Genomic DNA, 22,601 nt, shown 5'->3' with positions numbered 1-22,601 from the left:
GCGGGACCGGCCGGGGCGGCCCGGCCGTCAGAGCGCCGGCGGTACGGCCGGGTGGGACTGGGTCGCGCAGTGGATTCCGCCGCCGCCGGAGGCGATGCCGTCGATCGGGAGCTGCTCGACGCGGTAGGACGGGTAGGCGGCCTGGAGGATCGCGTAGGCGACGCCGTCGGCGTAGCCGTCGCCGAACCGGGGAGCGATCACCGCGCCGTTCGCCGTGTAGTAGTTGGTGTAACTGGACAGGAACTCCTCGCCCCGGCCGGTGATCTCGCGCCGGTCCGGGCCGGGCAGTTCGGTGATGGACAGGCGGCGGCCCCGGGCGTCGGTGGCGCTCCGCAGGGCCCGCTCGGTCTCCTCGTAGACGGCCACCCACTTCTTGTCCGCGCCGGGGCCGGGCTTGTCGAGGATGACGCGGCCGGGACCGATGAAGCGGGCCAGACAGTCGATGTGGCAGTCGGTGATGTCCTCGCCGGCGAGGCCCGGCACCCAGATCACCTTGTCGATGCCGAGCGCCGTCTTCATGGCCTGCTCGACCTGGGCCTGACTCATGCCCGGGTTCCGGTTGGCGTTCACCATCGAACTGACCGTGGCCAGCAGGGTGCCCTCGCCGTCGGTCTCCAGCGAGCCGCCCTCGCCGACGAAGCCCGCACGGATCCGGTTCACCTCGTACTCGGCGAGGAGCGTGCGGGCCGCCGCCGCGTCGTCGGCGAAGGGCTGCGCGAACTTCGTACCGGCCTTGCCCCAGCCGTTGAAGTTGGTGTCCACGCCGGCGACGGCACCCGGGGCGACGACGAAGGTGGGGCCGAAGTCACGGATCCAGAGGTCGTCGTTGGGGATGTCGATGACCTGGATGCCGTAGTAGGCGCCCGGTCCGCACCGGTAGCGGGCCTCGGCGGCCTGGCCGGGGCGCGCCAGCACCACCACCGGCTCGTAGCGCGAGATCACGTGGGCCACCTCGGCGATGTCCCTGCGTACCGCCGCGAGGCCGCTGCCCCACACCGACGAGAGGGCCGGCCAGGCCATGTACGTACGGATGTGCCGGTCGGTCTCGGCGGGCATGCGGAGCGTGCCGGTGCCGTTCTGCGCGGCCGAGGCGGCCTGGGCCGGCGAGGGGAGGGTGGAGCCGAGGGCCGCCAGCGGCAGGGCCGCCGCGCCGAACTGGAGCACTCGGCGGCGCGAGGTGCGGGGTGTGACATCCATGGTGACTCCCTGATGAGGAGGGGCGGGATGAACGGCATCCTCGCCTTAACTGAAAATTCAGTCAACCTTTCCTGCGTGTCGCGACGGCGCCCGGACGGGGTTCCACTTCGGGGGTTCAGCTCGTGCGGAAGTGGTCGACGGCGATCGTCACGGAGCCTGCGGAGGTCGCCTGGACGAGCCGTACGATCGCGAGTTCCCGCTGGTCAGGGCTTCGTACGCAGAAGGGGCGCTCCTTGGCGAGCGCCTTGAACGGAAGGGTCGTCACGGGCCGGGTCTCGATGCCCCGGGCACAGTCGTCCGGGGTCAGCTCTCCGGTTCCGTCGGCGACGTACGCGTCGGACTCCTCGGACAGCACGAAGGCGTCGGAGCCGCGTGCGAGGTACCAGGCGGCGCTCTCGACGGGGACCACCTTCCCGGCGCGCAGGTCGAACTCGTAACCGGAATCCGGGGCGGTGAGCTCGGCCTGCGGGTATCCGGGCACGTAGGCGGACGCCGCCGGCCGGGACGGGGATGCGGCGGGTTCCGCGGCGGGGGTCTCGCCCTCCTCCGGAGGGAGGCCGAACCAGTAGGCGCCGCCGCCGCATGTCAGCAGCGCCGCGGCCGCCAGGGCGACCACGGGGAGCCGACTCCTGACGCGCCGCCGGTCGCGGCGCGCCGGAGGCATCGGGACCGCCGGAACCGGGGCCGGAGCCGGGCCCGGGGCCTGATGCGGGCCGGGACTCGGGCTCGGGCTCGGGGCGTACGGCATGGTCCCGCCCGTCCCGGGGGCGGGGTGCGCGGCCGCCGCCATGGTCGCCTGGAGGTGCTCCGGTACGGGCGCCCCCGGCCGATCGGATCCCGCGGAGGCCGCGGACGAACCGGATCCCGCCACCCCCGCGTCCGGGCCGGCGTCCGCCCGGCCCCCGACCTCCTCCAGCACCGGCCGGGGCAGCCAGCCGTCGGTGAACTCCGGCCGCCGGCCCACGAGCGGGTGCGCGTGGACGGCCGCGATCAGGTCGGCGGTGGTGGGACGGTCCTGCGGACGCTTGGCCAGGCACCACGACAGCAGCTCGTGCAGCTCGTGCGGGATCCGGCCGAGGTCCGGCTGCTCGTGGACCACCCGGTACAGGGCGCCGGACTCCGGCCCGTTCCCGAAGGGCGGAACCCCGCCGGCGACGAAACCGGCGAGCACCCCGAGCGCGAAGACATCGGTCGCCGAGGTCACCGGGTGGCCCAGCGCCTGCTCCGGCGCCATGAAGGCGGCGGTACCGATCCGTAGGCCCACGCCGGTGAGGGCGGCGGCGTCGGCGGCGCGCGCGATACCGAAGTCGATCACTCGTGGCCCGTCCCCCGCGATCAGCACGTTCGCCGGTTTGAGGTCCCGGTGGACGACGCCCACCCGGTGGATCTCCTGGAGGGCCTCGGCGATGCCGGCGACGAGCAGCAGCACCGTCCGCACCGGCAACGGCCCGTGCCGCCGCACGACTTGCTGCAGCGAGGGGCCCGGCACGTAGGCCGTGGCCAGCCACGGGGTGTGGTCGTCCTCGCCCGAGTCGACCACCTGCGCCGTGAAGAGGCCGTGGATCCGGCGGGCGCTCGCCACCTCCTGGGCGAAGCGCTCGCGGAACTCGGGGTCCACGGCGAACTCGCGGCGGACGGCCTTCAGCGCGATGGGCCGGCCGCCCGGCGTGTACGCCAGGTAGACCACCCCCATGCCGCCGGAGCCGAGCCGGGCGTGGAGGCGGTAGCCACCCATCTCGTGGGGGTCGTCGGCGGACAGGGCCGTGAGGGCGGACTGTACGCCGGGAAGCTGAGCGAACATGCGGTGGCTCTTTCAACGATGCGGCAATGACCTGGGGCGCATCGTGCCGCTAACTAAAGTTTCAGTCAATGTGTGACAATGCGAGACGCACACCGCCAGAAGGGAGGATCGACCGGTGTCGGATCGAAGAAGGGCCATCCTGGAGGGCGCCGCCCGGGTCATCGCCAGGCGCGGGGTCCGCGGGCTTCGGGTGAGCGATCTGGCGGCCGAGGCCGGCGTGTCGACCGCCCTGATCTATTACCACTTCAAGGACCGGACCGGCATCCTGCGGCACGCCCTGGCCTTCATCAGCGACCGGGCCGACCGCTACACGGGCGCCGCCGACGAGGTGGGCGCCGCACCTTCGACCGTGGACCCGCGCCGACTCCTGGAGCGGATCCTGCTGCTCGAATTCCAGGACCTGCCCGAGGTGCGCGAGAACAGTACGGCCTGGGGGGAGTTGCGGGCCCACACGATCTTCGACCCGGAACTGCGGGACGAGCTCACCGCGGTCGGCGCGACCTGGGTGGAGGAGGTCGCCGGCCTGCTGGCGGCGGTGTGCCCGGCCGCGCCCGGCGCCGCCGTCACCGACGCCGCCGAACGGCTGACCGCCCTGCTGGAGGGCCTGAGCAGCCGCTGGCTGAGCGGCCTGCTGCCGGTGGCGCACGCCCGTGACCTGATGCGCGGGGCGATCGGGGTCGAGATCGGGCAGCTCGGGTCCCGCGCCACGTAAATTGACTGAAATTCCAGTCAGTGCAACAGTGGACGACATCCGGCCGCACCACTCACCCGTGCGTACCGGACGTTCTCGGTGCAAAGCGTGCACCCTTTGGATAGGGCCCGGCCCGCCCTCCTGTGCCACGCCTCCCGTGCCCGCCCTGGCCGGATGCCCCCTCGCTCCGCCAGCACACGATCGGAGTCCCCTCGTGTCGTTCACTCCCCCCACCCGCCGGTCCGTCCTCCGCACCTTCGCCGGGATCGGCGCCGCCGTCTTCGGTGCGGCTGCCTGCGGTCCCGCCGAGTCCGGCAAGCAGCCCGGGGCCGGCGGCTCCCCCCGGCCCGCCGCGGACGGAAAGCGCCGGTTCGGAGCCGAGTGGGAGAGCCACACCCGCACCTTCATGTCCTGGCCGGCCCTCGCCTCGGTCTGGGAGCAGGACCTGCCCTACGTACGCGAGGACATCGCGCGGATCGCGCGGGCCGTCGGCGGCTACGAAGAAGTGATCATGATGGCCCGGCCCGACCAGGTGAGCGCGGCCCAGAAGGCCGTCGGTTCCCAGGTCGAGGTGATCCCGCTGGCCGTCGACGACCTGTGGGCCCGCGACACCGTGCCGGTGTTCGTCGAGGAGGGTGCCGAGGTCGTCGGCGTCGACTTCAACTTCAACGGCTGGGGCAACAAGCAGGAGCACGCGAACGACGCCCAGGTGGGGCGCCTGCTGCTGGAGAAGTACCGGATCCCCCGGGTCCAGGCCCCGCTCGTCGCCGAAGGCGGCTCCTTCGAGACCGACGGCGAGGGCACCCTGATGGTCACCGAGAGCTCGATCGTCAACGACAACCGCAACAAGGGGAAGTCCCGGGACACCATCGAGGCCGAGCTCAAGCAGACCCTGGGCGTCCAGAAGGTCATCTGGCTGGCCGGCGTACGCGGCGAGGACATCACCGACGCGCACGTGGACAGCCTCGTACGCTTCACCGCCCCCGGCGTGGTCCTGCTGGACCGCGCCCACCCCAGCACCCCGCCGGACTCCTGGTCCCGCTCCGCCGACCAGGCGAAGTCCGTCCTGTCGAAGTCGACGGACGCCCGCGGCCGCCGTTTCGAGGTCATCGACCTGCCGCAGCCCGACCTGAACCGGATCACGGGCGAGGGCGACGACTTCGTCTCCACCTACGCCAATTTCTACGTCGCCAACGACTCGGTGTTCATGCCGCAGTTCGGGGACCGCAAGGCGGACGACCGCGCCCGCGGCATCCTGCGGGAGCACTTCCCCGAGCGGGACGTCGTCATGGTGAAGATCGACACCATCGCCTCGGGCGGCGGCGGCATCCACTGCTCGACCCACGACCAGCCCGGCAAGCCCGCCGCCTGATCCGTCCGCGGCCACGCCCGGCCCGCCCCGGCCCACCCCGGCCCGCCCCGCACGTCGTACCCCGCACCACCGGAGCCACCTTGTCGAACTCCCACCGCCCCGCACGACCCGCGCGCCGCGTCCCGCTGCTGCCGGGCCCGGTCCTGATCGCCATCGTGGCGGCGGTCACCGTGGGAGCGTGGCTCCAGTTCGGGGAACGCCAGGCCCTGGACACGGTGTACACGGCGGGGCGCGCCGACCGGGACCGCGTCGACATCAGCGCCACGATCCAGCGCGTCGACGCCGCGGGCCGCGAGATGACCTTGCGCGTCCTGGCGCCGCACTGGCCGGTGCGGGCGCTCTGGTCAGGCGTCGCCGCCGGCCGACCACCGACGTGTAGCCGGAGCGGGACGGCCTGACCCGCCGCTCCGCCGGCCGCGGTCGGTGAGCTCCGCTCAACGGCGCCGTGCCGGGTCCACCGCCTCGCCCCCGCGCAGCTCACGGTACGAGCCCGGCTCGGGGTGGAGCGGGCGCAGCAGGAGATCGTGGGGTGCGGCCCGACCCGCGGCCGGAGCGGAGGCGCCGGACCCCGTGAAGTGACCTACCGGCCCCCCTGCCTCGCCGTCCGGGTCGGGGTGCGGCTGCAGCCAGCCGCGGATGGCGGCCTGGACGCCGGCCTGGAAGCGGGTGTCGGCACCGAGTTCCTCCAGCATGCGGGTGATCCGCCGGCGGGCGGTGTGCACGTGCACCCCGAGCCGACGCGCGATGGTCTCGTCCTTCAGACCGGAGGCGAGCAGCCCGAGCAGCTCCCGTTGGTCCGCGACGAGCGGGCTGCCAGGGCTGCCCACGGGGGTGGCGCGCGCCCACAGGGACTCGAACAGGGGCAGCGCGGCCCGGTGCACCAGGGAGTCGCCGAGCAGCAGGGCCGCTCCGCCGGCTCCGTCCACTCCGTCGGCCAGGTCGTCGCTGCCAGGCTGCGGGGGCAGCAGGCAGGTACGCCGGTCCACGAGGACCAGGCCTGTGGGCAGGCGCCGGCCGATCCGGGCCTGGAGGCCGAGTCCGGTGAGGGCGATCAGCTCCTTCGCCCGGTCCGGGAAGTCGGTGCCGCGCCGGTCGGTGACGGTCCGTACGACGACGCCGCGCGCCAGCAGGCGGCGTATGCGGTCCCAGCCGACCGCCCCGGCCTCCGCGGCCTCCGCGGCCTCCTCCCGTCCGGGAGCCTCCGGTGCCCTTGCCGTGCGGTCGAGGATCAGCACCTCCGTCTCCGCGGCATCGAGCAGGGTGTCGAGGCGGGCCCGGGCCGCTTCGGTGCCGGTGAGGATCTCGATGCCGGCCGGAGAGTCGGGGGGTGGCGCGGGCTGCGGCGGAAGCCGGTGGGCCAGCCGGTCGGCGTAGGAGCGCAGGGAATTGAGGTCGGCCGACTCCTGGTGCAGGAGGGCTTGCCTGCGCTGGATGAGTACGCGCAGCACGGAGGCCGGATCGGCGGCCGTGTGCGTCACCGGCCGGCTGTCTTCCTGCGTGCGGGCCGGAGTCCTGTCATGCGGGTCGGTTTCGATCATGCCGGGGATTTTGACCGCCTTCACAGAGCCCCCACAAGTGTGCATGGCCACTTCTGAGGGGGTCCCGGCTCTGGTCGGGAGCCGTCCGCGCCGCTTGCATGGCGGCAACTCACAGCAATGCATCAGGCACTCATGGTTGAGGAGACCCCTTGCCCGAGCTCAGCGCAGGTTCGACGGCATCCACCCCTGCCGCACGACAGATATGGCGGAAAGACCTCCGCTCCGCCGGAGCGATCGCGGTTCTGCTGGCCGCCGCAATGACCTTGCAGGCGTCGCCGGCGTGGGCCTCGGACCCCGGCCCCTCGAACGCCTTACCCGGCCAGGGAACCGCGACCCCGGTGCTCGTCGAGGACATACGGGAGCCCGTGGACGCCAAGGCCGCCCCGGCCGACGCGGCACGGCAGCACCTCGCCGCGAACAAGAGCCGCTACAAGATCCCCCGGGCGGGCAGCGACCTCGTCCCCCTGACGGCGACGACCACCGGGTCCAAGGACGAGACGGTCCGGCTGCAGCAGAAGCATCGCGGTGTCCCCGTCCTGGGCGGCCAGTACGTCGTGCGCATGCAGAAGCAGGACGGCAAGCGCGTGGTCACCGGCACCTCGGGGCACTACTTCACCGCTCTCAGCACCGAGGTGACCCCCCAGGTCACCGAGGACGTCGCGGTCCGCCGCGCGGTGGCCGCCACGGCCCGCCGGCTGGGAGCGGCCCTCGACAAGGGCCAGGCACCGCGGTCCGAGTCCGGTGATCCGGCGGCCACCGGCATGACCGGTGAGGCCAAGGGGCTCGTCGTCCTGCCCAAGGGGGCCGGCGTCCTCGCCTACCGCGTCACCGTGCGCGGCACCGCGCCCGGCACCGGGGCACCGGTCGTGGACGAGGTGTACGTGGACGCCCGCTCGGGCTACCCGGCGCTCCAGTACAGCGCGCTGAAGACGATGGCGGCCCCCGCGGCCCCGGCGGCCGGTGAGTTCACCGAGAGCCCGACGGCGGCCGGCCCGCCGGCCGCTCCCGCGAACCTGGTCCCGGAAACCGGTTCCGGAGCCCGACTCAGCGGCGCCGCGGCCTCGCTGGACATCGCCTACGACCCGGCGGCCGGCAGCTACCTCCTCGCGGACGCGGGCCGGATGCGCGCCACGAGCAAGAGCCTGCTGTCCACGTGGGACGCCCGCGGCAAGTCGGTGTCGGAGACCTCGGGCAGGTGGCCCTCCGGCATCACGATGTTCTCCTCCCCGACCACCTCCTTCGGTGCCGCGGCGACGGACTCGGGAGCCGTGGACGCCCACTGGAACGCGGGCCAGGTCTACGACTTCTACAAGAAGAACCTCGGGCGCGACAGCCTCGACGGGAACGGCGGGGCCGTCAACTCCCTGGTCGGCGTGACGTACTACGGCCAGCCCTACGCCAACGCGTTCTGGGACGGGACCAAGATGGTCTACGGCATCGGGGACACGGAGTTCAAGCCGATGTCGGCCGATACGGACGTCGTCGGCCACGAGATGACCCACGGCGTCATCGAGCACACGGCGAACCTGGTCTACGCGGGCCAGTCCGGCGCCCTGAACGAGGCCCTGGCCGACTACTTCGGCAACGCGATCGACGTCACCGCGAACGGGACGCCGATGGGCGATCCGACCGCCGGCCTGATCGGCGAGGACCTGTGCCGCACGAAGGCCGCCGCCGAATGCGCCCTGCGCGACCTCAACGACGGGGCCACCACCTCGAAGAGCTTCCTGGGCGTCTCGTTCGCCACCGACAACGGCGGCGTGCACCTGAACTCGACGATCTTCTCCGGCGCGCTGTGGGACATGCGCGAGGACCTGGGCGGCGCCCTGGCGGACAAGATCGTGTACAAGGCCGTCACCGAGTACATGACGCCGATCGACGGGTTCACCGAGGCCCGGGGCGCGGTGCTCGCGGCGGCCAAGGCGCTGGGCGCGACCGCCGGCCAGCAGAACGCGGTCAAGCGGTCGTTCAACGCCCATGGCATCGTCCCCGGTTGGGAGCAGGCCCTCGGCGTCGACACCGACACCCTCTTCGGCAAGCTGAACACCACCGACTCCGGAGTGGGTGCGGGCGGCGGCTGGTGGACGGCGTCCAAGTCCAACGACGACGGCTCCGAGCCCTACTCGGTGTACGCCGGCCGCCTGGACGGCAAGGGCGCCCCGAAGGTGATCAGCCCCAACGACGGCCGCTACCACACCGCCCCGGCGACGGACGGCAAGACCGTGGTGTGGACGGCGTACGGCCCGACCTCGGTCGACGTCCTCTCCCGCCCCGTGGCGGGCGGCCCGATCAAGACCCTGTACAGCTCCGTGACCGGCGTCGGGGGCCTGCGGGTGGAGAAGAACACGGTCGTGTTCGAGGAGTACGACATCCTCGGCGGCCGGCACGTCGGCTACCTGCGCCCCACCGACAAGGCCCCGGTCTTCACCGACGGGAAGAGGTGGAACACCCTGACCGCTCTCCCCTCCATCAGTGACAACAAGATCGCCTACGCGAAGCTCTACCCGGAGGGCGGTTCCTACCGGCTGGGCGTGGAGGTCGTCGACCTCGTCACCGGCAAGGCGGTCATGACGGAGCAGCTCGACGAGCCGGTGAGCCTCGGCCAGACCGGTATCAACGGCAAGAACGTGTTCTGGCTGGCCGACACCGACGAGAGCGACGGCGGTCTGACGTCGGTCATCAGCTCCGGCCTGGACGGCCGCGGCGCCTTCATCGTCAGCAGCGAGCACAAGCCGGGCGCCTTCGTCGCCTCCGACCTGACGGTCTCGCAGGACGCGCTGACCCTCGTCGCCCAGACGCCCGACACGCGCTACCGCAACGAGTCGCTGCCCAAGCTGTGGCAGCTGACCACCGACGGCTCCCGCCGCGAACGGGTCTCCTGCAACCGCGGTGAGCAGAGCTACCCGGCGGCAGGCTCCGGCCGCCAGGTCACCTGGCTGGACGCGACCACCGGCTCCACCGACCTGGTGGTCCGGGAGCGGCCGGCCGGCACCTGCTGATCCCTCCCGCCGAGCGACGGGGCCGACAGCTGTACCGTCGGCCCCGTCCGCGTGCCCCGATCGTGCCGGACCCGCTCACCGCGGTCGCGGCGGCCTTGACGGTGTTGCCGGCCGCCGGTGTCCACTCCGTCGGCGACGCCGATCATCCGGACGCTGCGGTGCGCGCGCCGAGCCGGCCCGCCCGGCGTGCCTCCAGCGCGCTCTTCACCCGCGGCCATTCCGGCCGGGTGATGCTGTACACCGCCGTGTCGCGGATCCAGCCGTCCCGCATGACCATGTGCTGTCGCAGCACCCCCTCGTGCGTGGCGCCCAGTCCGGCGATCGCCGCCCGTGACCTCGCGTTCCGTACATCGGTGAGCAGCTCGACGCGGTTCATCTCCATCGTCTCGAAGGCGTGCGTCAGCATCAGCGCCTTCGCCTCGGTGTTGACGCCGGTTCCCTGCCAGGACCGCGCGAGAAAGGTCCAGCCGATCTCCAGCCGCCGCTGTGCGGTGTTGATCGTCATCAGTCGGGTCGAGCCGACGACCCGGCCCGTCGCCGCGTCCACGGTCGCGTAGGGGATCTGCGTGCCCTCGGCGCGGGCCGTCATCGCGTCCTCGATGAAACCGCGGACGTCGTCCGGGTGTGGGACGGTCGTCACCACGAGCTCCCACAGGCTGCCGTCCCGGACCGCCTCGCACAGTGGGTCGTGGTGCCGCGGCTCCAGCGGCTCCAGTCGGACCCGCTCCCCCACGAGTTCCGCCGACGCGTTCGCCCGCTCCATGCCCGACCCGCCCGTCCCCCGGTCCATCACGACGGGCCGACCCTACTCGGCGCCGATCATCGGCTCCACCGGAATTCGCCCGGCGCGGGCACGGCGGGGTCGGCCGGTCCGGGCACCCCGCGCGCTCACACCAGTTCGGGCTGCGGCTCGCGTCGTGGTTCCGGCACCCGCGCTCCCGCGGCGGCCGCGTCCTGGCGTTCCCACAGCCTGGTGGTCCGGACGTAGCCGTAGATCACCGAGCCCATCGCCAGGAGCAGCAGCGGCCCGAACACCCACGGGTACGCGGCCAGCTGCGTCGACAGATAGCGGTACGAGACCAGGTACGCGACGAACACCGCGAAGCCGTAGCCGGTCAGCAGGACGCCGGGCCGGTCCCAGCCGCGGGCGAGCGAGCGCAGCCCCGTCTCGATCGTGACCGTGAAGACCACACCGGCGATGATGTCCGCGCCGTAGTGGTAGCCGAAGCCCAGCGTGGCGCCGAGCGTGGCGATCAGCCAGAAGGTGCCGGCGTAGCGCAGCGCCCGCGGGGCCTTGCGGGAATGGATGAAGATCGCGGTGGCCCATGCCGTGTGCAGGCTGGGCATGCAGTTGCGCGGGGTGAACTCGTCGAAGGGCATCGGGCCGGGGGCACCGAGCGGCGGCGGCGTGTTCGGCCAGAGGTCGGCCATCGCCCACTGTCCGCCGTCGGCGCCGTACGCGAAGATCGGCCCGACCACCGGGAAGATCATGTAGATGCCGGGCCCGAGCAGGCCGATGACCAGGAAGGTGCGCACCAGGTGGTGGCTCGGGAAGCGGCGCAGGGTCGCCACGTGGCGCAGCTGGTACAGCGCGACGGCGACCGCGGCCACCGCGAGCTGGATGTAGACGAACTCCAGGACGCGGAAGCCGACCGTGCCGGTGGCCTCGACGATCCGGCCCACCACCCACGACGGGTTGCCCAGCGCGTGGTCGGCGGTCGCCACGTACTGGTCGAGCACCGTCGGGCGGGTCTCGGAGGTGATGAACAGCCAGGTGTAGCCGGTCTTGCGGCCGGTCACCAGCAGCAGGGCCAGTCCCACGCCTTTGAGCAGCAGGAGGCGCTCGCTGCCGGTCCGGCGCGTGACGGCGATGACGGCCCAGGCCAAGGTCACCCACAGTGCGCCGGTGCCGAACATCATCTGGGCGCCGAGCGCCCACCGTACGAGCCAGAGGACGAGGTCGATGCCGATCGCGGCGGCGAGCCCGATGAACCGCTGTCGCCAGGTGAGCACCACCATCATCAGCGCCATGCTGGCGTACAGCACGGTCCCCGACTTGGGGGCGAAAATCACCTCTCGTGCCTGGGCGGTGATCGGGCCCGGTACGTCGTACCAGCGCGCGGCCAGCTCCAGTGCGACGAGGAATCCGACGGCGATCACGCTGACCACGGCCCAGAGCAGGGCCCGCGGTCGAGGCCGCCCGGCGGGGCTAGTGCCGTCGCCTATTCGAGAGAGAACCCGCGATATCGTTGATGTCAATTTCCGGCCGCTTATCGTGGTCCAACGTGAACATTGTCAGGTCGAACATGTTAACGGAGTGGGCAGGTTTGATTGAGCGTGGGTGCACCGGACGGTTCGCCCGGGTACCTGCCGTGGTCGGGGTGACCTGAGCGGAGAGTTCCGCTCCGCCGGGTGTCGGCGTCCTACGAGCGCGTGACGGGTGACGGGCGACCCGGGACCGCGCTGTACCTTGGGTCGTTCCCTCTCCCCGTACGCCCGTCCGACAGGTCTGCTCCCCTTGTCCCACTCCGCTGTGTCCATATCCGCGCGACTGCGCGGCTTCCGCCCGTCCTGGCTTTCGCCGAAGGTGCTGCGCACCGAGGCGCTGGGCGGGCTGGTGGTCGCCCTGGCGCTGATCCCGGAGGCGATCTCGTTCTCGATCATCGCCGGGGTGGATCCGGCGATCGGCCTGTTCGCCTCGTTCACCATGGCCGTCACCATCTCCGTCGTCGGCGGGCGGCCCGCGATGATCTCCGCCGCCACCGGTGCGGTGGCCCTGGTGATCGCACCGCTGAACCGGGAGCACGGGTTCGGGTACCTGGTCGCGGCGGTGATCCTGGCCGGGGTGTTCCAGATCGCGCTCGGCCTGCTGGGCGTGGGCAAGCTGATGCGGTTCATCCCGCGCTCGGTGATGGTCGGCTTCGTCAACTCGCTCGCCATCCTGGTCTTCATGGCCCAGGTGCCGGAGCTGCGGAACGTGCCGTGGGCCGTCTACCCGCTGCTGGCGGCCGGACTGGCGCTCACGGTGCTGTTCCCGAGGATCACCACCGCCGTGCCGGCCCCGCTGGTGGCGATCGTCGTCCTCACGGTGATCACCGTCGCCGCGGGCATCGCGGTACCGACCGTCGGGGACAAGGGCGCGCTGCCCTCCTCGCTCCCGGTCCCCGGGCTGCCCGACGTACCGTTCACGCTCGACACGCTGACCACGGTCGCCCCGTACGCCTTCGCCATGGCACTCGTCGGGCTGATGGAGTCCCTGATGACGGCGAAGCTGGTCGACGAGATCACCGACACCCGGTCCTCCAAGACCCGGGAGTCCGTCGGGCAGGGCGTCGCGAACATCGTGACCGGCTTCCTCGGCGGTATGGGCGGCTGCGCGATGATCGGCCAGACCATGATCAACGTGAAGGTCTCCGGCGCCCGGACCCGGCTCTCCACCTTCCTCGCGGGCGTGTTCCTGATGGTGCTGTGCATCGTCTTCGGCCCGGTCGTCTCCGACATCCCGATGGCCGCCCTGGTCGCCGTCATGGTCATGGTCTGCTTCGCGACCTTCGACTGGCATTCCGTCGCGCCCGCGACGCTCCGACGGATGCCGGCGGGCGAGATCACCGTCATGGTGCTGACCGTGGCCTGCGTGGTCGCCACCCACAACCTCGCGGTGGGCGTCGTGGTGGGATCCGTCACGGCGGTGGTCGTCTTCGCCAAGCGGGTCGCCACGCTCGCCGACGTCACCGCGGTCACCGACCCGGACGGCGGCCGGGTCGTCTACACCGTGACCGGAGAGCTGTTCTTCGCCTTCTCCAATGAGCTCGTGGGCCGCTTCGACTACGCGGGCGACCCCGCCGAGGTCGTCATCGACCTGTCCGCCGCGCACATCTGGGACGCCTCCTCGGTCGCCGCGCTGGACGCGATCGAGCACCGGTACGCACAGCGCGGCAAGAGCGTCCGGATCACCGGGCTGAACGAGCCCAGCGCCCGTCTGCACCGGACCCTCAGCGGCGAACTGGCCGCCACCGGCTGACCGCGGATCTTCGGGAGTCGCGGTCGGCCGGTGGCGAGGGCCACGCCCTACGTCAGTCGCTGATCGCGATCTTGCCGTTGACCGGGACCGGCTCGGGGGTGGACGTCGCCGACCTGCTCGCGGCGAGGCCCTTGAGGAGCTGGGTCAGGTCGACGCCCGTGGTGGAGCCGATCAGCTCCATGCCCTGGGCGACGTTCTCGGCGACGGTACGGGACAGCCGGTTCGCGCCGTCGGTGGAGATGACGGTCATCTTGTCGATGGCGCCGAGCGGTTCGGCCGCCTTGGCGACCACCTGCGGGAGCACCTCGACCAGCATCTGGACCATCGCCGCGTCACCGTAGCTCTCGAAGGCGTCGGCCTTCTTCTGCATCGCCCCGGCCTCGGCCGCGCCCTTGGCCGCGATCGCCGCCGCCTCCGCGTCGCCCTCCAGCCGTACCGCTTCGGCGATGGCCGCACGGCGGGCGCGTTCGGCCTCACCGCGCTTGGCGCCCTCGATGGCCTCGGCCTCGGCGAGGGCGGAGCGACGCTGCTTCTCGCCCTCACCCGTCAGACGGGCCCGCTCGGCCTCCGCCTGGGCGGCGGCGATGGCGGCGAGGCGCTCGGCCTCGGCCTGCTTCACGCGGGCCACGCGCAGCGCCTCGGCCTCCTGCTCCGCCTGGTAGCGCCGGGCATCGGCCGGCTTGCGGACCTCGGTGTCCAGCTGTCGATCGGTCAGCGCGGCCTGCCGTTCGGCCACCTTCTCCTGCTCGGCCAGGATCTGCTGCTGCCGGTCGGCGTCGGCCAGCGGGCCGGCGGCGTTCGCCCGGGCGGCCGCGGCGTCGGTCTCGGCCTTGATCTCGGCCTGGCGCAGGTACAGGGTGCGCTGCGCGACCGCGATCTCCTCCTCGGCCTTCAGCCGGGCCTGTTCGGCGGCCCGGCGGGCGTTGGCCTCGGCGATGTCGGCCTCCTGCTTGGCACGGGCGGCCTCGGGGCGGCCGAGGTCCTCCAGGTAGGAGCCCTCGGTGGTGATGTCCTGGATCTGGAAGGCGTCCAGGACCAGGCCCTGCCCGGAGAGGCTGGCCTCGGCCTCCTCCGCCACCTGCCCGGCGAAGGCGGCCCGGTCACGGATGATGTCCTCGACCGACATCCGGCCGACGATGGCCCGCAGCGCACCGGAGAGCACCTCCTGGGTGAAGCCGACGATGCCGTCCTGCTGCTGGAGGAAACGCTGGGCGGCGGCGCGGATGGCGTCCTCGTTGCCGCCGACCTTGACGATCGCCACGCCTTCGAGGTTCGCCTTGATGCCGCGCAGCGTGACCGCTCCGCGCACGGCGATCGGGATGTGCCGGCTGGACAGGTCGAGGGTGTAGCGCTGCTGGACGAAGGGCACGACGAACACCCCGCCGCCGACCACGACCTTCTGACCGCTGGTGTCGGTGAAGATCTGTCCGGTGGCCGGATCGGTGGACTTCTTGCCGCGTCGGCCCGTGATGAGGAAGGCCTCGCTGGGACCGGCGACCTTGTAGCGGGTGACGACGACCAGTGCGAGCAGCACGAGGAGTACGACCACTCCCACGACCGGAACGACGACTGAACTCATGGTGGATCCCCCCTGCCCGCGCTCACGAGGGCAGATCGGTGGTGGATGTGAAGGTGAGGCGCTCGGGTAGGCGCTGAGGTCGGCGCCGAGCTCGGCGCTGAGCTCGGGTCAGCGTTCGACGGCGCGCACGCCGACCGACGTCGATGACGGTGTCGCCGTCACCCACACCTCGGCCCCGAGGGCGACCGGCCCGTCGGCGGTCGCGGCGTACTTGACCGGCTGACCGCCCAGCCGCAGCATGACCTCGCCGTACCCGCCCGCGGGGATGGCGGTGACCACGGTCCCGGCCGACCCGACGAGCTCGCCGTGGCGCGGGGCGGCCCCGCTGCCGTCCCGGGCGAGGGCCAGGCTCAGCCGGTACGTCGACCAGCCGGCCCCCGCACCGGCCACGGCCCCGGCGGCGGCTGCCGCTCCCGGCCCGAGACCCGTGGTCCCGAGCACGATCGCCCCCGTGAAACCGAGCATCGAGACGAAGCCCGCGATCACCGGGAGCGACAGCCACCCGTCGAACAGTCCGTCCAGGGCACCGTCGAAGACACCTTCGAGGACCCCGTCGAACACCAGCGAGGCGGCCAGCAGGACGATTCCCCCGATGCCGAGACCCAGAAACAAGTCCATGAGCACCTCCCCACTCGGCCGGCATCACCGCCGGACAAGGGCATCGTGCCGGCGCACGGAGGTGCCGCACATTGCCTGCCTCCGGCAATCTTTACGCTTCTTTGACGCCGTGGTGCGGAAGCGTGTCCCGGCGGTCGGTGGCACCGGGACATCGAACGTCGGCGGCTTCCCCCTCTCGGTGGCGCGGGGTCGGGGTCAGGCCGTGGCGTCGGGCCAGCCCAGCAGCCGTGAGCCGATCACCGCGGTCTGGAGGGTGTACCGGTCCGCCGGGTCCGCCGGGTCCGCACCGGTGAGGGTGTGGATGCGCCCGAGCCGGTACGTCAGGGCGCGCACGCTCAGCGAGAGCCGGCGGGCGGCCTCCGTGGCCACGCAGCCGCTGTCGAAGTAGGCGATGAGGGTGTCCAGCAGGGGCTTGTGGCCGCCGCGTGCCTGGTGGAGCGGGCCCAGGACACTCTCCACGAGGTCGGCCATGGCTTGCCGGTCGCGGCTGAGGACCGGGTAGACCAGGAGGTCACTGGCATGCAGCACCGGCCCCTCCAGGCCCATCCGCTCGGCGAGATCGAGGGCGTTGAGGGCCTCCTCGTACGAGTGGACGACCCCGCCGGGGCCCGGGTGCGAGCGGCCGATGGCGACCCGCCCGCCGTCCGTCGCCGCGTGTGCCTGCTTGGCGAAGTAGGCCAGGACATCGGGCTGGTCGCCGGGCGCCACGCAGATGAGGCTGCCGTCCTTGGTGGCCAGCAGGACGTGCCGGTTCCCGAACCGGCCGAGGACCGCCTCCTCGATGCGGCGCGCCACGGGGTAGCCGTCCCCGTACGGTTCGGGGCCGGCGGCCACGGCCACCGCGTGGGCCTGCGACAGGCGCAGCCCGAACCGTTCGGCCCGTTCCGCCAGCAGGCCCAGCCCGCTGCGCCCGTACAGCAGGTCGTCGATGAACTCGCGCCGGGCCGACTCCTCCTGACGGACCGCCTGGCGCTGGGACCGCTCGTACCCCTCGACGAACGCGTCCACCGCCTGTTCGACCAAGGCCAGCAACGGCGCCTGCGATCGCGTCCGGACGCTCTGGGCGGCCGCCAGGTGGTCCCGTATGAGCCCGCGCAACGGTAGGCCCGTCTCGGCCGCCAGCTGCCCCTGGGCGCGGCGGGACTCCAGCTCGGTCCGGGTGAGGCGACGTCCCGTGGCGCTCGCCTGCCGCAGTACGTCGGCGTATCCGCCGAGCCGATCCTCCGGTGTCTCCCGGTCCGCCACGTTCTTCCCCCCGATCCCGACGCGCACCGTCACCCGCCGTCGACTCGGGACCAGGGTGACACGTGCACCAGGCGGCGCCGAGACCAGGCACCTGGTGCTCGCCACCCTGCACACCAACGACGCGTCGCAGACGCCGGACCGCATCGTGGACGTCTTCCCGGCCGGGCAACAGCCGCAGACCCGGCTGCAATTGGCGCACACTCCGGTCCGGCGCCCTCAACCGGACCCGCATCCCCCGCAGCGGCGGGGCCGGGTGGCCGCCTTCGAGGTCCTGGTGGGCACGTCGGCGATCCGCAACATGATCTCGACCAGCCACCGTGACGGCATGCAGACCCTCGAAGCCGGTATCAACGCCCACGTCACGGCAGGCACCATCGCCCACGAGGAGGCCGTGCCGCACACGGCCCACCCGGAGGCCCGAAAACGAGTCAGGGGCCGCTTCAGATCTCTCTGAAGCGCCCCCTGATCTGCGACTCTTTCGAGTCGGGACGACAGGATTTGAACCTGCGACCCCTTGACCCCCAGTAGCCGACGCCCAGTCGTTCTCGTCCGTCCAGTCCACACAGCCTGGCAAACGTCCAGGTCAGAGGGTTGTCTCCCGGGGTGCAGGCTGGGGTGTGTGACAAACCGGTGACACGTCGGGGCTCAGTCCTGGTGTGCCCCACGAGGGCACCTGAGCTTCTAGGAAGCCGGCATGCGCGCCGATCGGCTACTTGATCATCCGCAGTGTTGCGCATGCCTCGTTGATTTACAGGGCCCTCCAGTGGCATCGCGGACCGGCGCATCGAATCTGCTCGTAGGGGCAGATCATCAGCCTGCGCCGCGCTACCGTTACTGCCCGGTGACCTTGAGTGGTGGCCCGCAGGAGGGGGACGGATGCACAACGGTGCTCGCAAGAAGACGGTTAACCCCAGCGCGTACCTGGCTCTCGTTGAGGCCCTGACGCTGATCTTCTGGAACAAGAAGCCGTTTGAGCTGTACCTCCGAGGGATGCCGCAAGACCACAGCGAGCTGTTGGCACGGCTGGACTTCGGGGCCACCAAACGTGAAGTGTCCGGCCAGGTGGTCAACCTCCTGCGAGCCAACGAAGTTCGCTACCTCGATCTGACCATCGCGCTGATGCTCGACATCACCGCCATGGATACCTTCCCGAACCTGATGAACCAGGTCGACGGCGACGACATGGTGGCCAAGGCCGCAGCGGCTGTGACGGAGTTGCGTCGCTGGACGGCCAAACAACAAGAGGTCATCCAAGAGCACGAAGCACATACCGCTGCCATCACTGAGAGCGCCAAGAAGGCTCAGGACGGACGGGCGTTCGCCCAGTCTCACGAGGATCTGAAGCAGCGATTCCTCTTGATGCACTCAGCCGGCGACCCACACAAGCGGGGAACCGCCTTCGAGGGCTTCATCAACGAGCTGTTTGCGCTGTACGACCTGGAGCCGCGGGCGTCCTACAGCCTCGATCATGAACAGATCGATGGCGCCTTCTCCTTCAACACGGACCACTACGTGCTCGAAGCCAAGTGGTGGAAGGAGGCCATCGGCCGCAGGCAGCTTGACGTGTTCAAGGCCAACATCGAGCGCAAGGGCAAGAACACGCTTGGGCTCTACGTCAGCATGAGCGGCTATAGCGCCGATGCCCTGGCCGCCTACAGCTACAGCACACCCTTCATCACCATGGACGGCAGCGACTTCATGGCCGTCCTCGACCAGCGCATCAGGCTGGACGACCTCCTGGACCGCAAGAAGGGTCATGCCAGTCAGACGGGACACTGCTACTTGCCGGTGTCCAAGATCTTCTCCGGCTCCGAGTGAGCGTAGGCCCCGGATGGGTCACACGAGAGCCACCCGGGGCGCTGCGGCCCGGGTCGTACTGCGTCCCCGCCGGAGCGGGGGCACCCAGGCCTATCCCGCACACTCCAGTCCGGCACGGGCTGACAGCAAGCTTAGTGTCGATCACTGGCGGAGACGATCGGCTTCTATCTGGACCGCCGCTGCTGGTCGTGCTTGACCAGAGCATCCTCGGAACGATCAGCACTGAGGCTCGCGCTCGTGGCTCTACGTGAAGAGGGAGTCGAGATGTGTCGTTGCCTCTGCCGTGTCAGGCTGGAAGCAACGGGATGAAGTTGGGAGTTGATCCCCATGATGTCTCCCACCAAAATCCGCCGCGTCATTGCCCCAGCCTTGCTCACGGCTGCGGTGGCTGTTTTGGCTCCTCAATGCCCTGGTTCTTCTTCTGCATCATTACTGGATGACGCAGGGCGGAGCATAGGGAGAACTGTTCGTACTCTTGATGTCGAGTCAGACGGCACGAGGGTTCTGACCACCCCTGCCCACGAGATAGTTATTCCACCGCAGGCTGATGATTTCACCGCCGATGTCAACGAGAGCATAAGCTCTATCGCCGCGGGAGCCCTGTCCGACCTGGACATGAATGACGCCCGTACCGTTGTAGCACGCGGCTGTGCACTTAAGGACGGCGCCGAGGTTCTCGAAAAGGAAGAACTTACAGAACAAGCAAGATCTGCGTTGATCAACTTTGGCGGTAATCCCACACTGCAATACCGCGTAGCCGACCTTGCCCGCTCCATGGCAACAGCAGAAAGAACTGAGGCTACTGTCGGGCAAGCTGCCATATTCGCTCTATGCGAGACAGCTTGACCCACCAAGGTAGCCATTTTGGGGTTGACTACGACTTTGAGAAGAAGACCGTTGCACACCCCAGCTTGTCATGAGTGGTGCTGGATTCGCATGTCGGACCATCCTTGTCCCCGTGGTCCGGAAAAGCCCGGATTGTCAGCCGCGTAGCGTCGTTGCGTTCCATTACGAACTCGATTGACTGCTCAATGTCACCGTTGCCGTCAGCATGCAGGACGCTTCGGAAGAGCACGCCACCGTTCAACGTCTTTTCTCCATCAAACGCTTCAGCCTCTACGATGAGCATTTTGCTGCCTTGGACTCCATCGGCATGCACCGTGAAGCTGACCTTTTTTGGCGATCCCGGCACGATCGACAGCTTAGTTACGTTCGGCCGTCCATTGCCCGTTGCATACTCTGCGACTCCGGTGATAGCAAGGAGCAAGGAGCCAAGGTAGAAGAAGACGCCGAGGCCGAGCATGAGGCTTTGCCTGCGGTTCCCGGTTGCGTCTGCCCCCTGAAATAGGGACCAAATGCTCATACCAATGGCAAGAAGCGCAAGAGCAGCCACTCCGAGAAACCGCAAGGTATCGTTGTTTACGGCTGTCAGCAAGGAGTCCTGCGTCAACCCGAACGCTGTTCCTACGCCGGCGATCGCGACGAAGACACCAGCCAGGGTCGTTGCTACACCTGACAGATTCCGGTCGATCTTGTCGTTCTTCTCATCCGCAGTTTGCACCATGCTGTTCACTTTCCCCAGTTGATGGCACTCAGACCGTAGGCAATCAGGGTCGAAAACCACAGAACCATGAGCACTCCGCCCGTAGCGAGAGTCCACCCCTTGTTGATTTCAGTACTGAGCGTCGAAACCTCCCGCACAATGAGCAAGGAGGCTGCAATGGCAGACGGAACGAGGATGACAGCAATATCTGCTCCTGTCATCGCCTGACTTCCCCCAACTCCGAGCCAGTTGAATACAAAGAAGCAGAAGGCAACCAAGGCTGTTACTGTCAATGTGAGGATGACGAGTCGGCTTACTCGTGCCGGTAGGCTCGCTTGAAGGGGAAGGTTTAGCCAGATCCGAGCCGGGCGGTGAGGATCTGCATCATAGAACGACAGCAATTCTGGCGTAGCTCGCTTATAGTCCGGCGTTAGGTCGATTGGATCCCGCTTTTCATCAAGAACCGTTGCCTGCGGAGAGACAACCTCAACGTTCGTGTCGAGCACCCGAACACTCACATGGTTCGAGTAGGCGTCATTGAAGGTCACAAGCTGCTTCGAGACCTTTTGGCTAGCCATGTGGCCAGACTTAAGACCAAGCGATCTCCGTTCTGAAGTTTTAATCATGAATGGTTCAAGGAGGGGAACGGTGCACTCCGCGATCGCGCTCCAGTGATTCCCGCTCGACGCATAGAAATCCAGGAGCTGGTTCGATGCCCCCTTGGACGTATCTGGAGTTGGGGATGCGGATTTCACCCATACCGCCGTAAGGAAGTCTTTCAGCTCCGAAAGGAGATCTACAACCGTTTGGGGATTAGGCAGCAAGTGTGGTTCGAGATGAGGCAGGGCGAGAAGTGGATTCTCGGCCGCACTTAGCACATTCTCTGGCGCTCGCTCCCGCACCAGCTTCTGAATCGCATCTACAGCCGAGGCCCATGTTTCGACGACCTCGACCGCAACAGGCCCCCCATTCCAGCCTGGTAGGCCATTTTTCTTGAAGTAATTACACAGCAGACTATTAATTACCCCTTTAGATGGGTTCGACTCTGACTGCAAAAACACTTCCCATGGATTCGAGGCGAATCCGAAGATGGCTGCGAGTAGCGACTCAAGACTCGGCCTTACCGTAATACCCGCTTGAGCAGCGAGGAATTTTACATATTCCACATGAATTCGAGCGTGTTCATTGCGTGGCAGCAAGAAGGCCGGGGCTCCCGCCACACTCACGCTAAAATCGAGCAGCGGCCCTTTAGGGAAGCTTCCAATCGGAACATAAAGGCGAGCCCTCTTACGCCCGCTCACAAACTCCGAAGGAAGGAAAGATTCAAGCGCCTTCACATGAACGGATCGCCGGCGATCACACCAGCTCGCACTCGTGAGGTCGATTCTCTCCACCGCACGCACCCGCCATTTCGGGTCTTTCAGCAAGAGAACTGCGATGGCTTCTGCATCGCTCTCATCGAACTTGTCCGCTCCGCCCGAGGAGCACTCATTGCACACGTGTTCACTCCTGCGGATAACAGATTTTCGATGAGGCTTCCCCTCGAACGAGGGCAGTAACTTACACTCGGCCACTTCAGGTACAAAATTCACCCGATCGGGCAGATGGAACCTCTTTCCTTGTTGCATACATCACTACAGAGAGTTACACTAAAGGGAGAGTTTCAAGTATCATGAAGGAGGGAGATCGGCAGAGAACACCAGCCAGTGACGGGGCGTCTGAATCAGTCAAGTCATCCACTGATCCAATTGTGGTGGTGGTATTCGTGGTCAATCCGCGTTATTTCCATGAGCGCCAACTCGGTTCCGACGATTTCTCACATTCTCAAGATCCCGATACGGCCAGTGAGACAGCAGATGCTGCACCCGAGACGTCAACTCATGCTGTGACCAGCCAGCAATACTCTGAGGAACTACTTGCGGAAGCAGCCAAGTACCGCCTTAGCCCGAAAGTGCTGGCCTGGTCGCGATGGATGGATGACCCCAGGAATCGCCCTAAGGAAGCTCCTGCCGTAACTAGGTATCCACCACCAGGGACCTACAAAGGTGGCTATCTGCAAGGGATTCGTGTCGAACGATAAGCCCCCGCACCTGTAAGAGCTCGTAACAGGATCTTGTTGAAGTCCTCTGGTCAGCCGTGACCGGTGTGACGATTCGGCCGTTCGTGATGGCGTGAGCAC

At 68.9% G+C, this 22,601-nt stretch carries 18 protein-coding genes; 8 read left to right on the top strand and 10 right to left on the bottom strand.

Features of this window, described 5'->3' with window-relative positions:
• Positions 1-27 precede the first annotated feature (27 nt).
• Together AB8A24_RS30275 and AB8A24_RS30270 are read right to left on the bottom strand one after the other, a co-directional pair.
• On the bottom strand, positions 28-1,197 hold the full coding sequence (locus AB8A24_RS30275; RefSeq protein ID WP_328960761.1) for an agmatine deiminase family protein: 1,170 nt from the start codon (positions 1,195-1,197) through the stop codon (positions 28-30).
• A gap of 115 nt (positions 1,198-1,312) precedes the next feature.
• Positions 1,313-2,998 carry a serine/threonine-protein kinase gene (locus AB8A24_RS30270; protein ID WP_369478087.1) on the bottom strand — a complete coding sequence of 562 codons (1,686 nt, stop codon included), beginning with the start codon at positions 2,996-2,998 and terminating at the stop codon, positions 1,313-1,315.
• Between the two features lie 115 nt (positions 2,999-3,113).
• Between AB8A24_RS30270 and AB8A24_RS30265 the strand changes: the two genes are divergently transcribed.
• The 3 genes from AB8A24_RS30265 to AB8A24_RS30255 all read left to right on the top strand — a co-directional run bounded on the left by AB8A24_RS30265 (position 3,114) and on the right by AB8A24_RS30255 (position 5,459).
• A complete protein-coding gene (locus AB8A24_RS30265) occupies positions 3,114-3,710 on the top strand; it encodes a TetR/AcrR family transcriptional regulator (protein WP_369478086.1) in 597 nt (198 codons plus the stop codon).
• Positions 3,711-3,903: 193 nt separating this feature from the next.
• The gene (locus AB8A24_RS30260) at positions 3,904-5,061 is read left to right on the top strand and encodes an agmatine deiminase family protein (RefSeq protein WP_369478085.1); all 1,158 of its coding nucleotides are present in this window, start codon (positions 3,904-3,906) and stop codon (positions 5,059-5,061) included.
• Positions 5,062-5,141: 80 nt separating this feature from the next.
• On the top strand, positions 5,142-5,459 hold the full coding sequence (locus AB8A24_RS30255) for a hypothetical protein (RefSeq protein WP_369478084.1): 318 nt from the start codon (positions 5,142-5,144) through the stop codon (positions 5,457-5,459).
• 36 nt (positions 5,460-5,495) lie between these two features.
• Here the strand turns inward: AB8A24_RS30255 and AB8A24_RS30250 are convergent, their stop codons facing one another.
• A complete protein-coding gene (locus tag AB8A24_RS30250) occupies positions 5,496-6,599 on the bottom strand; it encodes a hypothetical protein (protein ID WP_369478083.1) in 1,104 nt (367 codons plus the stop codon).
• Between the two features lie 149 nt (positions 6,600-6,748).
• Here AB8A24_RS30250 and AB8A24_RS30245 point away from each other — a divergent pair, with 149 nt between their 5' ends.
• Entirely contained in the window at positions 6,749-9,598 is a 2,850-nt protein-coding gene (locus tag AB8A24_RS30245) for a M4 family metallopeptidase (protein WP_328960767.1), read from the top strand.
• Positions 9,599-9,740: 142 nt separating this feature from the next.
• On the opposite strand, the gene AB8A24_RS30240 is transcribed toward AB8A24_RS30245, so the two are convergent.
• Positions 9,741-10,388: a GNAT family protein gene (locus tag AB8A24_RS30240; RefSeq protein WP_328960768.1), complete on the bottom strand. Its 648-nt coding sequence runs from the start codon at positions 10,386-10,388 to the stop codon at positions 9,741-9,743.
• A 98-nt stretch (positions 10,389-10,486) separates the two neighbouring features.
• Positions 10,487-11,779, bottom strand: coding sequence for a DUF5933 domain-containing protein (locus AB8A24_RS30235; RefSeq protein ID WP_328965800.1), 1,293 nt, complete (start codon positions 11,777-11,779; stop codon positions 10,487-10,489).
• Between the two features lie 352 nt (positions 11,780-12,131).
• Here AB8A24_RS30235 and AB8A24_RS30230 point away from each other — a divergent pair, with 352 nt between their 5' ends.
• Entirely contained in the window at positions 12,132-13,619 is a 1,488-nt protein-coding gene (locus AB8A24_RS30230; protein ID WP_369478082.1) for a SulP family inorganic anion transporter, read from the top strand.
• A 52-nt stretch (positions 13,620-13,671) separates the two neighbouring features.
• Here the strand turns inward: AB8A24_RS30230 and AB8A24_RS30225 are convergent, their stop codons facing one another.
• The 3 genes from AB8A24_RS30225 to AB8A24_RS30215 form a co-directional block, all read right to left on the bottom strand.
• Positions 13,672-15,198: an SPFH domain-containing protein gene (locus AB8A24_RS30225; RefSeq protein ID WP_328960770.1), complete on the bottom strand. Its 1,527-nt coding sequence runs from the start codon at positions 15,196-15,198 to the stop codon at positions 13,672-13,674.
• A gap of 108 nt (positions 15,199-15,306) precedes the next feature.
• Positions 15,307-15,816: a hypothetical protein gene (locus AB8A24_RS30220; protein ID WP_266481381.1), complete on the bottom strand. Its 510-nt coding sequence runs from the start codon at positions 15,814-15,816 to the stop codon at positions 15,307-15,309.
• 195 nt (positions 15,817-16,011) lie between these two features.
• A complete protein-coding gene (locus AB8A24_RS30215) occupies positions 16,012-17,061 on the bottom strand; it encodes a PucR family transcriptional regulator (RefSeq protein ID WP_369478104.1) in 1,050 nt (349 codons plus the stop codon).
• Positions 17,062-17,116: 55 nt separating this feature from the next.
• Between AB8A24_RS30215 and AB8A24_RS30210 the strand changes: the two genes are divergently transcribed.
• From AB8A24_RS30210 to AB8A24_RS30200, 3 genes are all read left to right on the top strand, one after another.
• Positions 17,117-17,515: a hypothetical protein gene (locus AB8A24_RS30210; protein ID WP_369478081.1), complete on the top strand. Its 399-nt coding sequence runs from the start codon at positions 17,117-17,119 to the stop codon at positions 17,513-17,515.
• 422 nt (positions 17,516-17,937) lie between these two features.
• On the top strand, positions 17,938-18,879 hold the full coding sequence (locus AB8A24_RS30205; RefSeq protein ID WP_328960773.1) for a restriction endonuclease: 942 nt from the start codon (positions 17,938-17,940) through the stop codon (positions 18,877-18,879).
• 327 nt (positions 18,880-19,206) lie between these two features.
• The gene (locus tag AB8A24_RS30200) at positions 19,207-19,725 is read left to right on the top strand and encodes a hypothetical protein (protein ID WP_328960774.1); all 519 of its coding nucleotides are present in this window, start codon (positions 19,207-19,209) and stop codon (positions 19,723-19,725) included.
• 28 nt (positions 19,726-19,753) lie between these two features.
• Here AB8A24_RS30200 and AB8A24_RS30195 read toward each other — a convergent pair whose 3' ends face one another.
• Positions 19,754-20,452, bottom strand: a complete 699-nt coding sequence (locus AB8A24_RS30195) for a hypothetical protein (RefSeq protein WP_328960775.1) — start codon at positions 20,450-20,452, stop codon at positions 19,754-19,756.
• A complete protein-coding gene (locus tag AB8A24_RS30190; RefSeq protein ID WP_328960776.1) occupies positions 20,449-21,921 on the bottom strand; it encodes a hypothetical protein in 1,473 nt (490 codons plus the stop codon). Before AB8A24_RS30190 ends, AB8A24_RS30195 begins: the two co-directional genes overlap by 4 nt.
• Positions 21,922-22,601: the final 680 nt, after the last annotated feature.

Source organism: Streptomyces sp. BF23-19 (assembly GCF_041106355.1).
Lineage (GTDB): Bacteria > Actinomycetota > Actinomycetes > Streptomycetales > Streptomycetaceae > Streptomyces > Streptomyces virginiae_A.
The sequence above is the reverse complement of the archived record's forward strand: the minus strand, read 5'-3'. Positions and strand labels throughout refer to the sequence as shown.